An 11,664-nucleotide genomic window follows, 5' to 3' on the forward strand; every position below is an offset into this window, starting at 1 on the left:
GCATGCCCACATGATGGGTCCGGCGCGTATGCACCGCTGTACACCCGGACCGGGATAGAACGGTTGCCGGCATGCGCTTATTCCAGTCGCATCGTCGAACGGAACGATAAGCGGTCCGCAATCTCGCCGTCGCTGGTGGTGATCTCGAAGACGTCGCCATTGACAATGTCGCCGCGTTTGACGCGTTCGGCAATGATTTCCCTTGCCGATCGGATTGCTTCCAGGCGGGCCTGCTCAAGATCGGCGAATTCGGCGCCGTCGATGTCCTTCGTCAAGCCGTCCCGATGGCGGATATGAAAATGATATCGGGTCATGCCGCCGGAACTGTGGGGGCGGACTTATGTTCCCGATCGATCTGGCCTTACCGCTGGGCTGGTGGCGTGGCGCTTTTGCGAAAACAAAAAGCCTGTCGGAGCGCTGCCAGGGCATGTCGCGCAACCCGTGGTCAAGGAATGGAACCAACGCGGCCCTCGGGCATTCGGAAAGATCGCAGCGGGAGCGCACGATGGCCGACACTCTTTCGACATACCGCAAGAAACGGGATTTCACCCGCACCAGCGAACCGAGCGGCGAGGCCAAGGTCGCAGCCTCGCAACGCCGGCGTTTCGTAATCCAGAAACACGATGCCACACGGCTCCATTACGACCTGAGGCTCGAGCTCGATGGTGTCTTCAAATCATGGGCGGTGACGCGTGGACCCTCGCTCGATCCGCAGGACAAACGGCTGGCGGTCGAGGTCGAGGACCATCCGCTGGATTACGGGGATTTCGAAGGCACCATTCCGGAGGGTGAATATGGCGGGGGCACGGTCATGCTGTGGGACCGGGGCTACTGGGACGTCGAGGGAGACCAGTCTCCCGAACGGGCCCTTGCAAAGGGCGACCTGAAGTTCGTTCTGGAAGGCGCGCGTTTGCAGGGCAGTTTCGTCCTCGTGCGGATGAAGAACGATCGCAATGGCGGCAAACGGACGAACTGGCTGCTGATCAAGCATCGCGACGGCCATGCGGTCGATGCTGACGGCGACGCGATCTTGAAGAAGGAAACGAAATCCGTTGCCTCTGGTCGGACCATGGCGCAGATTGCAGGCGGCAAGGGTGGCAAGCCCAAGCCCTTCATTCTCGACAAAGCGGTGGTCGCGGCGGACGCAGTCTGGGACAGCAGCGAGGGGCTTGCCGCCGAAGAGCGGAAAGGCAAGCGCCGTGCAGCAGCCGGCGCTCGGGCGACGACGCAAAGCGCCATGCCGGCATTCATCGCGCCGCAACTGTGCCGGATCGAGGAAAGGCCACCCATAGCGGATGGTTGGCTTCACGAGATCAAGTTCGATGGCTACCGGATGCAAATGCGCACCGAGAATGGCACTACAGAACTGCGGACCCGCAAGGGTCTCGACTGGACCGATCGGTTTCCCGAGATTGCCGATGCGGCTGCTGCCGTTTTCGAAGACACGATCATCGACGGTGAAATTTGTGCGCTGGACGACGACGGTGCTCCCGATTTCGCGGCCCTGCAGGCGGCGCTTTCGCAGGAGAAGACCGGCAATCTTGTTTATTTTGCCTTCGATCTCCTGTTCCACGCCGGCGAGGACCTTCGCGATCTGCCGCTTGAACAGCGCAAGGAACGGCTGGCGAAACTTGTTGCTGCGGCCAAGCCGGGCAGCCGCATTCAGTATGTCGACCATTTCTCGACGGGTGGGGATGCAGTCCTGCGCTCAGCATGTCGGCTGTCGCTGGAAGGGGTGGTCTCGAAAATGGCCGATGCACCCTATCGCTCCGGTCGCAGCGACAGTTGGGTAAAGTCGAAATGCCGGGCAGGCCACGAAGTGGTGATCGGCGGCTACACGATGTCGGGTATCAAGTTTCGTTCGCTTCTCGCCGGCGTGTATCGCGATGGGTCCCTTGTCTATGTCGGGCGTGTCGGTACCGGTTTCGGGGCCGGCCGCGCCGCCATGCTTCTCGGAGAACTGAAACCCCTCGAAGTCAAGACCTCGGCCTTTACGGGGATCGGCGCGCCGAAGAAGGCAGCCGGCATTCACTGGGTAAAGCCGGAACTGGTGGCCGAGATCGAGTTCGCCGGCTGGACCGGGGATGGTCAGGTGCGACAGGCCGCATTCAAGGGTCTGCGGCAGGACAAGGCCGCCGCCGAGGTCGAAACGGAAGCGCCGGCATCGCCGCAGAATGCCACGCCGCCACCACAGCCCGCATCCACCACGAGGAAGCCATCCGACCGCAGGACCGGCGGCAAGGCCGATGTGATGGGCGTCCTGATTTCGCACCCCGACAAGGTTCTGTGGCCCGACAGCGAAAACCCGGTCACCAAGGAAGACCTTGCCCGCTATTTTGAAGCTGTGGGCGGCTGGATGATCGAACACATCCGTGGCCGTCCCTGCTCCGTCATACGCACGCCCGACGGGATCGAGGGCGAACAGTTTTTCCAGCGTCATGCGATGCGTGGCACGTCCAATCTTCTAGAACTCGTCAAGGTGACGGGAGACAAGAAGCCTTATCTTCAGGTCGACCGTATCGAGGCGCTTGCGGCGCTGGCGCAGATCGGTGCTGTCGAGCTGCATCCGTGGAATTGCGAACCGAAGCAGCCCGACATGCCGGGGCGGCTCGTTTTCGATCTCGATCCCGGCCCCGACGTGGAATTCTCCACCGTGGTGAAGACCGCGCGCGATATCCGCGATCGCCTCGACGAACTTGGTCTGGTGAGTTTCTGCAAGACCACCGGCGGCAAGGGGTTGCACGTGGTAACGCCGCTTTCGCCGGGCAAACGCGGCGCTCCCGACTGGGATGAGGCCAAGGATTTCGCCCGCCGTGTTTGCGACTGGATGGCAGCCGACGCTCCGGATCTTTATGTGACCAAGATGTCCAAGAAGCTCAGGAACGGACGGATTTTCCTGGACTATCTGCGCAACGACCGGATGGCGACCGCCGTCGCGCCGCTATCTCCCCGCGCGCGGCCCGGCGCCACCGTCTCCATGCCGCTGACGTGGTCGCAGGTCAAAGCCGATCTTGATCCGAAACGCTTCACCATTCGCACCGTCCCCGCGCTGATCGGCGCCAGCGATGCCTGGAAGGATTACTGCAAGGCTGAACGGTCGCTCGCAGAAGCGATCCGGCGGCTGGAAAAGGTCGAGGCGTCGCGGGACTGAAAGCTGCAGCGGGCTACTTTCGGCCGCTGCGGCGATTGTCTGCGTCGATCGACTTGCGCAGCGCATCCATGATACTGATGACATTGCCGGGCTTTTCGGATGTATCCGGTTCGGGGGTTTTCGGCTTGGCCGACGTTTTGCCGCGGCGGGCCTTTTTCGACTTGATGATATCGCGCAGATTATCCTGAACCGGATCGGATACCATTTTTGCATCCCAAGGACGCGTCTGCTTGGCGATCAGCTTGCGGATCAGCGGCAGCGTTTCCTTTTCCGGCGCGATGTCGGCCAGACCGTCGAAATAATCCCTGGCCTCGCGCACTTCGTCGCCGTAACGCAAGGTCCACAAGACGATGCCCTTGCCGCGCGGCTCCAGCATGACGGCCCTCTCGCGCCTGCCCAGAACCAGCCGCGAAATGCCGACCATGCCCTGGCTTTCCATTGCGGCGCGAATGACGCCGAAGGCTTCCTGACTGATCGCATCGTTCGGGGAAAGGTAATAGGGCGTATCGAGCCAGATCCAGTCTATCTCGCCACGGGGCGTGAAGGTCGCGATGTCGATGGTTCGGGTACTCTCCAGCGCTACGTTTTCGAGATCCTCATCTTCCAGCATGACGTAATCGTCCTCGCCACGCTGGTAACCCTTGACCTCGTCGCTATCGCGCACGGCCTTGCCGGTGACGCTGTCGACATAGCGGCTCAGCACGCGATTGCCGGTGTCGCGGTTGAGCGTATGGAAGCGGATTTTCTCGCTGTCCGACGTCGCCGGCGTCATTTCGACCGAGCAGGTCACCAGCGACAGTTTGAGGTAGCCTTTCCAATAGGGGCGGTTTGCCATCGCACCTCTCCTCAACCGGCCTTGCGCTGCGCCGAGCCGGCCGCCTTATGGGACTTTGCCGATTTCGCGGCGGCTGGCTTGGTCTTTTTCGGCGGCGGGTTGGCATTGGCCGATTTCGGTTTGACGGACTTGCCTTTGGCGGAATGGCTTTTGCCGGGCTTGCGTTTGGAGGACTGAGCGTTCCCCATGCCTGCACTTTCGCGGAAAGCCTGCAGGAGATCGCTGGGTTTCGACGCTTTCGGCGGCGCGCGCTTCCTGATCGGCCGACCCTCGATTTTGACTTTCACCAGTTCGGCCAGCGCCTCTTCGTAGCGATCGTCGAACGCGCCGGCGTCGTAATGGCCCTTCTTGGTGCCGATAATGTGGGCCGCCAGATCGAGCATTTCCTTATCGACCTTGGGTACTGATACATCGTCGAAGGCCTTGTCGGCCGAGCGGACCTCGTAATCGAAATTCAGCGTCGTGGCGATCAGGCCGTCGCCATGGGGCCGGAGCAGCACCGTTCGCAACCGCCGGAACAGCACGGTACTGGCAATCGCCGCAACATTCGCTTCCTCCATGCCCTGGCAGAGGAGCCGAAACGCTTCTTCGCCGGTCTTTTGCGGCGTCAGGTAATAGGGCCGGTCGAAATAGACGTTATCGATCTCGTCGCAGGCAATGAAGGCCTCGATCGCCAGCATCTTGTCGCTGTCGGGAATGGCGGCGGCGATTTCCTCGGGTTCAAGCACGATATAGCGGCCATTGCCCGCCTCATAGCCCTTTACCTGATCGTCATGCTCGACCGGGTCTCCGGTTTCGCTGTCGATGAATTCGCGACGGACCCGGTTGCCCGTCTTGCGGTTGAGAATGTTGAAGCTGATACGGTCGGCCGACGAGGTGGCGCTATAGAGCGCCACCGGGCAGGAGACCTCGCCGAATTTCAAATGGCCCTTCCAATTGGCTCGCGCAGCAGTCATCGGCTTCTCCTCGCCTTGCGTCTTCACAGGCCGGCTTGAGGCCGGATTGACTGCCCCGGGGCGCCATGTCCGAAGGGACAGGTCAGCGGTTCGGTAACCGGGATTTGGTTGCGCTGCGAGCGGAAGGCGGCCGAGCGTTCGTAGGCAAGCTTGCGAAGCCGCATGATCGACCCGAGCGGTTGATGCGCGGCCAGGCCGTTCCAGGGACTGAAATGCATGCCGTCGTCTACCGTGTCGGCGCGCTGCTCATTCCAGGCCGGTTGCGAATCGGCGATGATATGGGCAACGGTCACGAACGGACTTTTCTCCTCGTCCCAGGCCTCGACGCCTTCCACGGACATTTCCTCGAGGTCGAGGCAGAGCTGCACCTGCAGATCCCAGCGGGCGGCCTCGTCCTCGAAAAACTGCTGCACGGCATGGCGAAGAACGTTGCCGTCGTCGGAAGTATCGACTTTGGTGCCGGCCAGAGCCTTGAGGTTTTCGGAGGCGGGCACGACGCGGATCTTGGCAATATGATCGCCATAGCGAAGCGGTAGCTGCGAATAGAATTCCTCACCCAGAATATGGGTTTCGGGGTTGCCGCCCATAGCCTTGAGCACGGCGCTTTCGCGCCCCACCGCTTCCAGTGCCGCTTCCGCGCCTTTCAATATCTTGGCGAGAAATTCCTTGGTGCCCTCCATGCGGTCGGTCGTCTTTGCCAGAAGCTTGAGGTTCTTCAGGAAGGCTTTTCCGCTCGGCGAATTGAATTCGCGACCGTTGACCAGGACGAAATCCTGGCTCGTCGACCGTTCCGATCCCGGCAGCCGCGCTCCATCGACATCCAGGATTTTGAGCGCCATGCCTCTTGGGGTGGAAACGCTGTCATGAAGAAGGTCGCCCGGCGTGGTGGACAGGCGGATGACCGCCTGATAGCTGCCGGGCTGCGCAAACAGCCCCTGCGCCAGATGCGGCGGCAGACCCTCGGGAACTTCCACACGCGCTTCCAGAAGGCCATGGCTTTTCGCATGCACGCAACGGATTGCATGGCCGCTGTCGGAATAGGTTTTTTCCGCAATCTGCAGCATGGTATCGGCAAGCTCTCGCGCCGTGGCTGGTTCGTCGGGCTGGATGTCCTCCACAGCTGGCGAAAAGTGGACGGGAGTGAGGGGCGCAAAGCCGGTCATTGTGTCGTTTCCCCATTCAGGATCTTGTCGATGGTGATCGGAAACGCGCGAACGCGGGTACCGGTTGCGTGGAAGATGGCATTCGATACGGCGGCTGCCACGCCGACAATCCCGATTTCGCCCAGCCCCTTGACGCCGATCGGACTTGCCTTGTCATCGTCCTCTTCGACAAAGATGACATCAATCTCTTCGATATCGGCATGGGCCGGCACATGATATTCGGCGAGGTTGTGGTTCATGATCCTCCCCGTGCGATGATCGACCATGCCTTCCTCGTGCAGCGCCATGCCGATCCCCATGACGACGCCCCCCAGGATCTGGCTGCGAGCGGTTTTCGGGTTGAGGATCCGCCCGGCGGCGATCGAGCTGACCACGCGGGTAATGCGGGCCATACCGAGTTCCTCGTCAACCTTCACTTCCACAAAGACTGCGGAATGGGTGTAGGCCGAAAACTTCTTCATGATCGTGTTGTCCGGCCCGGCCTTTCCGTGCTCCTCGATAAAGGAGATACCGGCCGCCTGCATGATGTCGGAGATCGCCAAGCCGATCTGGTGATTGCTTTCAAGCACCAGACGGCCATCCGCGACCTCGACCTGATCCTCGGTTGCGTGCGCAAGCGGCGAGCCGTCTATCTTCTTCGCGTGGCCCAGCAGCGTGGCGATCACCATCCGAGCCCCTGCCTGGATTGCGGAGCCGGTGGAGGCGGCAGTCCACGAACCGCCTTCGACAGCCGTTTTCGGCAGCGTTGAATCGCCAATCAGCACGGTTACCTGATCGACGGGAATGTCGAAGGCTTCAGCACCAAGCTGGGCAAGGATGGTGTAGGTGCCGGTACCGATGTCGGAGGCCGCCGCCGAGACGGTGACGTTGCCGTCCGCCGTAAGCCGCACCTTTGCTTCCGCCTGCGACATCTGCGCTTCCCAGAAGCCCGTTGCCATGCCCCAGCCGACGAGGTCGTTGCCATCCCGCATGGAGCGTGGCGCAGGCTTGCGCTCGCTCCAGCCGAACCGTGCGGCGCCTTCGCGGTAACAGGCATGCAGGGCCTTGGAGGTGATGTCCTTATCCATGTTCTGGTCGCGATGTGAGAAATTCCGGATCCGCAGTTCAAGCGGATCGATGCCGACCTCATAGGCAAGCTCGTCCATCGCCGTTTCCAGAGCCGTCACGCCGGTTGCGGCGCCCGGCGCGCGCATATCGCCCGGCGTCGACATGTCGAGCTTGGCAATCTCGTAAGAGATTTTGACATTGTCGCAGGCGTAGGCCATGCCCGACCAGTTGGCGACGTTTTCCTGGTAGTCCTCGTAGCGCGAGGTGGCATGGACGGCATGGTGCATGACCGATTGCAGATAACCATCACGGTCCGCTGCCAAAGATACCGCCTGAATGGCCGTCGGGCGCCATGTCAGATAGAACATCTCCCGGCGGCTCATTTCCAGCTTCACCGAGCGTTTGAGGTCCAGGCTTGCCATCACCGCGAGGAACAACTGATGTTTGGGCCGCAGTGCCTGACCGAATGCACCACCCACAAAGCTGTTCTTGACCGTCACCTTATCCGGTTCCAGCCCGAAGACGTTGCAGACATAATCATGGCTGTTCTGGGAACCCTGGGTCTTGTCGTGGATGGTCAGTTCGCCGTCCTTTTCCCACAGCACGGTGGAACCGAATAGTTCCATCGGGTTGTGGTGCTCGCCCTCGATGAAATAATCGGCGGCGATCTTGCAAGGTGCCTCCGCAAACGCCTTTTCGGCATCCCCGCGCGGCGGCGGTGGCATGAAAGCTTCCATGCGCGGAACCGGCGGGACATAGCTATTGGCTTCTTCCTGACGCAGGTCAGTATGGGGTTCGTCGGGCTGATAGGTCACGCGGATCAGCGATGCGGCGCCCCGCGCCGCCTCGAACGTGTCGGCAATAACCAGCGCCACCGGCTGTCCGTCGAACAGAATGCGGTCGTTTTCCAGCGGCCGGAACGGGTGGCCGGGCAAGGCGACCTCGTCCTTCCACTTGTCGTCCTTTTCGGCAACCGCCGGCCGGTTCCGATGGGTATAGATCTTCACCACGCCCGCATACCGTTCCGCCTGGCTGGTATCGATCTCGGTAATGCGACCGGTCGCGACGGTCGATAGCGAGATATAGCCGTGCAGCATGCCGGGTTCGTAATGCTCGGTCGCATAGCGGGCCTGCCCGGTGACCTTCAGGGGCCCGTCGATACGGGGCAGCGGAAGCCCCACGACTTTCGATTGGTAAAGCATGGTTCGCCTCCTTACTGGATCGCCTTGACCGACGGGATCTGTGATCGGCCGGATGCGGCCTGGCGGAGCGCCCGCACGATTGCGCGTCTGGCAAGCGGGATCTTGAAATCATTGTCGCCCTGGCCGACGGCGCCTGCCATCAGACGCTCGGCCACATCGCGGAAGGTCTCCTCGTCTGCCGGCCGTCCAGCAAATTCGGCTTCCGCCAGCGGGTCGCGCCAAGGCTTGTGGGCAACACCGCCCAACGCCACTCGCAGATCGACGATGCTGCCGTCCTCGATATCGAGCGCTGCCGCCACCGATACCAGCGCGAAAGCATAGGACTGGCGGTCACGGAGCTTGAGATAGGTCGAGTGGCCTGCAAACCGGTTTGCCTCGAGACGCACCGCGGTAATGATTTCGCCCTGCTGCAACGTGTTGTCGCGTTCGGGATGATCGCCCGGCAGACGGTGGAAATCAGAAAAGGCGATGTCGCGCCCGCCTTGCGGCCCCTCCACTTCCACAGTGGCACCAAGCGCGGAAAGTGCCACGCACATGTCGGACGGGTGAACCGCGATGCAGGCCTCGCTGGCGCCGAGAACGGCATGAATGCGGTTGACGCCACCGATTGCAGAACAGCCGGAACCGGGTTCCCGCTTGTTGCAGGGGGTGGACGGATCGTAGAAGTAATAGCAGCGGGTTCGCTGCAAAAGATTGCCCCCGGTCGTCGCGGCATTGCGCAGCTGTGCGGAGGCGCCGGCCAGAATGGCACTCGACAGGAGGGGAAACGCCGACTGGACGCGCGGATCGTAGGCGACTGCGGCGTTGCTGGCCAGCGCGCCGATCCGCAAGCCGCCATCCCGCAGGGTTTCAACGTTCTTCAGCGGCAACCGGTTGATGTCGATGATGCTGGAGGGTTTTTCGACCTCGTATTTCATCAGGTCGACGAGGTTCGTGCCGCCGGCCAGAAGCTGCGCCCGCGGGTCGGCCATGAGCGCAGTGACGGCCTCGTGGACGGTCTGCGCGCGCGTATAGGCAAAGTTTCTCATTCGGCGGCCTCCTGGAAATCGCCGGCGGCTTCGGCGTCGCGCACGGATTCGATGGCGTCGGCGATATTGGTATAGGCCCCGCAGCGACAGAGATTGCCGCTCATCAGTTCGCGGATGTCTGCGCGGCTGTGCGCGTGACCTTCCTTGAGCATGCCGACGGCTGAACAGATCTGGCCAGAGGTGCAATAGCCGCACTGGAACGCGTCGTGCTCGACAAAGGCCTTCTGCATCGGATGCATGTCTTCGGGCGTTCCCAGCCCCTCGATCGTCGTGATCTCGGCGCCGTCCAGAGACACCGCCAGCTTCAGGCAGGAATTGACGCGCTCGCCGTCCACGAGAACCGTGCAGGCGCCGCATTGGCCGTGATCGCAGCCCTTCTTGGTGCCGGAAAGCGCCATGGGGCCGCGCAACAGGTCGAGCAACGTCACCCAGGGCTGCAGGTCGAGCCGGTGCTGCTTGCCATTGACAGTAAGTGTGGTGGGACAGAGCGGCGCATGCGGCTGCGTGTTCGCGAGATCCATTGTTCTGCCTTTCTCGTTATCCGGATGAAAAGACTAACGGGAGGCCCAGACGATTGTTCCGCGCCGGCATCGCGCCAGATATAGCCATGCGAGACCGACGGGCGAGCAACGGATTTACATCGATGAGTAACGAGGAGGGCGTTTTGGCGAACGGACGAGATGATAGGGACGTCCTCACCATTGGTGCCGTCCTTCTTGCAGCCGGGCAGTCACGTCGCATGAATGGGCAGCATAAGCTGCTTGCTGAGTTCGACGGCATTCCGCTGGTTCGCCGCTCCGCGCAAATGCTGCTTGCATCGCTGGCGCGACCGGTCGTCGTGGTGACCGGGCACCGCCGCGACGAGATCGAGGCGCAGCTTTCGGGCCTTGATCTGCAAATCCGGTTCAACGCCAACTACCGCTCTGGAATGGCGGGGTCGCTGACCTGCGGCTTGAGCGACGCAGAGCTTGCCAAATGCGCCGGACTTCTTGTGATGCTCGCCGACATGCCAGCGATCGAGAGCGCGCATGTCGATCATCTGATCGGACGTTTTCGCCAGGCAGGCGGGGGTGCCATCGTCCGCGCCGCATCTGGCTCGCAGCCCGGTCACCCGGTCATCTTTCCGGCAGCCGTGTTCTACGGTATCCGGCAGTTGCAGGGGGATGTCGGTGCCCGCGGGATCGTGCAGTGCGGCGGTCTGCCGGTGCTCGATGTCGAAATCGGTTCCGCGGCCGGCATCGATGTGGATACGCCGGAGGCCGTAATGGCGCACGGCGGCATCCTGCGCGGATGAGTTTCACATGCCTTTCCGGCTCGAAGCAATATCCGCCAAAACGGAAATGGCAAGCGAAGTGGCATCGCGAGCCTTGCCGAAAATGCCGATCGGCGCCTTGATGCGCGCAATATCCGCCTCACCGTAACCAAGATCTCTCAGTGCTTCGCAGCGGCGTTCATGGGTGCGCTGACTGCCGAGCGCGCCGATATAGAAGGGCGAAGCGTCGAGCGCTGCGCGCAGCAAAGGCAGTTCCCGATCCAGGTCGTGATATAGCAAGGCGACCGCGCTGTTGCGGTCCAGATTGTGATCAATCTTGGGCCGGCTTACGCCGTCATCTGCCACGATGACATCATAGCCTGCCGCTTCTGCAAGCCGCGACATGATCGACACCTCCAGCGAACGGCCAAGAACGAGGAGCCGGGTTTTCGGCAGGTAGATTGTCACGAAAGTATCGCCATGCCAGCCGGTGACATCCGCATCATCGATCGCGGCCAGGATCTTCCGGCCGGGATCGTAGCACAGAGCGGCGGGCTGGCGGGCGGCGAGCCGGGCCAGCACGTCGTTGATGGGACAGAGGCTGCTGACGACATGGATCGACAGCGTAATGCCGCCGCCGCAGGGCAGGACGATGTCGAAAAACGGAGATCCCTCACCGAGCTTCAGGAAGCGATCCTGACCGCTTTCAAGTGCCTGCAGGGCCTCTCCGGCAATTGCTGCCTCGGTGCATCCGCCAGAAACGAAGCCGCAGTAAAAGCCATCCGCCCTGACCACCATCTGCGCGCCGACGGGTCGGGCGGAGCCGCCTCTGACCTCGACCAGCGTCACGAGTGCCGCAGGGACACCGTCGGCCAGACTCGCTCGGAGGAACTCCAGCAGCATAAGGGGATCGTCCGTTTCGAAAGCCGCCGCTGGCACAAGCGGCTCTCTTTGCGCGGAGATGGAATTCAAGGATGACCCTTTCTCAAGTACGGGCCGCCGAAAACGGCATGTCTATCGCGGCCCATCG

At 61.9% G+C, this 11,664-nt stretch carries 10 protein-coding genes; 2 read left to right on the forward strand and 8 right to left on the reverse strand.

What is annotated here, in order from left to right:
- Nucleotides 1–77: 77 nt before the first annotated feature.
- Nucleotides 78–314 (reverse strand): DUF6894 family protein, encoded by a 237-nt coding sequence (locus ACQKKX_RS05665; RefSeq protein ID WP_427569492.1) that lies wholly within the window; start codon nt 312–314, stop codon nt 78–80.
- A gap of 191 nt (nt 315–505) precedes the next feature.
- Between ACQKKX_RS05665 and ligD the strand changes: the two genes are divergently transcribed.
- A complete protein-coding gene (gene ligD / locus ACQKKX_RS05670) occupies nt 506–3,151 on the forward strand; it encodes a DNA ligase D (RefSeq protein WP_427569493.1) in 2,646 nt (881 codons plus the stop codon).
- Between the two features lie 13 nt (nt 3,152–3,164).
- Here the strand turns inward: ligD and ACQKKX_RS05675 are convergent, their stop codons facing one another.
- From ACQKKX_RS05675 to ACQKKX_RS05700, 6 genes are read right to left on the reverse strand one after another with little or no spacing between them, the layout of a single operon-like run.
- Complete coding sequence (locus tag ACQKKX_RS05675; protein WP_427569494.1) at nt 3,165–3,986, reverse strand: Ku protein; 822 nt, start codon at nt 3,984–3,986, stop codon at nt 3,165–3,167.
- An 11-nt stretch (nt 3,987–3,997) separates the two neighbouring features.
- Nucleotides 3,998–4,942 carry a Ku protein gene (locus ACQKKX_RS05680; RefSeq protein ID WP_427569496.1) on the reverse strand — a complete coding sequence of 315 codons (945 nt, stop codon included), beginning with the start codon at nt 4,940–4,942 and terminating at the stop codon, nt 3,998–4,000.
- A 23-nt stretch (nt 4,943–4,965) separates the two neighbouring features.
- Nucleotides 4,966–6,105, reverse strand: coding sequence for a catalase family protein (locus ACQKKX_RS05685; protein WP_427569497.1), 1,140 nt, complete (start codon nt 6,103–6,105; stop codon nt 4,966–4,968).
- Nucleotides 6,102–8,354 carry a xanthine dehydrogenase family protein molybdopterin-binding subunit gene (locus ACQKKX_RS05690; RefSeq protein ID WP_427569498.1) on the reverse strand — a complete coding sequence of 751 codons (2,253 nt, stop codon included), beginning with the start codon at nt 8,352–8,354 and terminating at the stop codon, nt 6,102–6,104. The genes ACQKKX_RS05685 and ACQKKX_RS05690 overlap by 4 nt, the downstream gene beginning before the upstream one ends.
- Nucleotides 8,355–8,365: 11 nt before the next feature.
- Nucleotides 8,366–9,382, reverse strand: a complete 1,017-nt coding sequence (locus tag ACQKKX_RS05695) for an FAD binding domain-containing protein (protein WP_427569499.1) — start codon at nt 9,380–9,382, stop codon at nt 8,366–8,368.
- Entirely contained in the window at nt 9,379–9,903 is a 525-nt protein-coding gene (locus ACQKKX_RS05700) for a (2Fe-2S)-binding protein (protein WP_427569500.1), read from the reverse strand. Before ACQKKX_RS05700 ends, ACQKKX_RS05695 begins: the two co-directional genes overlap by 4 nt.
- Before the next feature lie 122 nt (nt 9,904–10,025).
- On the opposite strand from ACQKKX_RS05700, the gene ACQKKX_RS05705 reads away from it, so the two are divergent.
- Nucleotides 10,026–10,676 carry a nucleotidyltransferase family protein gene (locus ACQKKX_RS05705; RefSeq protein ID WP_427569501.1) on the forward strand — a complete coding sequence of 217 codons (651 nt, stop codon included), beginning with the start codon at nt 10,026–10,028 and terminating at the stop codon, nt 10,674–10,676.
- A gap of 3 nt (nt 10,677–10,679) precedes the next feature.
- On the opposite strand, the gene ACQKKX_RS05710 is transcribed toward ACQKKX_RS05705, so the two are convergent.
- A complete protein-coding gene (locus tag ACQKKX_RS05710; RefSeq protein WP_427569502.1) occupies nt 10,680–11,606 on the reverse strand; it encodes an XdhC family protein in 927 nt (308 codons plus the stop codon).
- Between the last annotated feature and the right edge of the window lie 58 nt (nt 11,607–11,664).

Origin of the sequence: Neorhizobium sp. NPDC001467 (assembly GCF_050275975.1) — a bacterium.
Lineage (GTDB): Bacteria > Pseudomonadota > Alphaproteobacteria > Rhizobiales > Rhizobiaceae > Neorhizobium.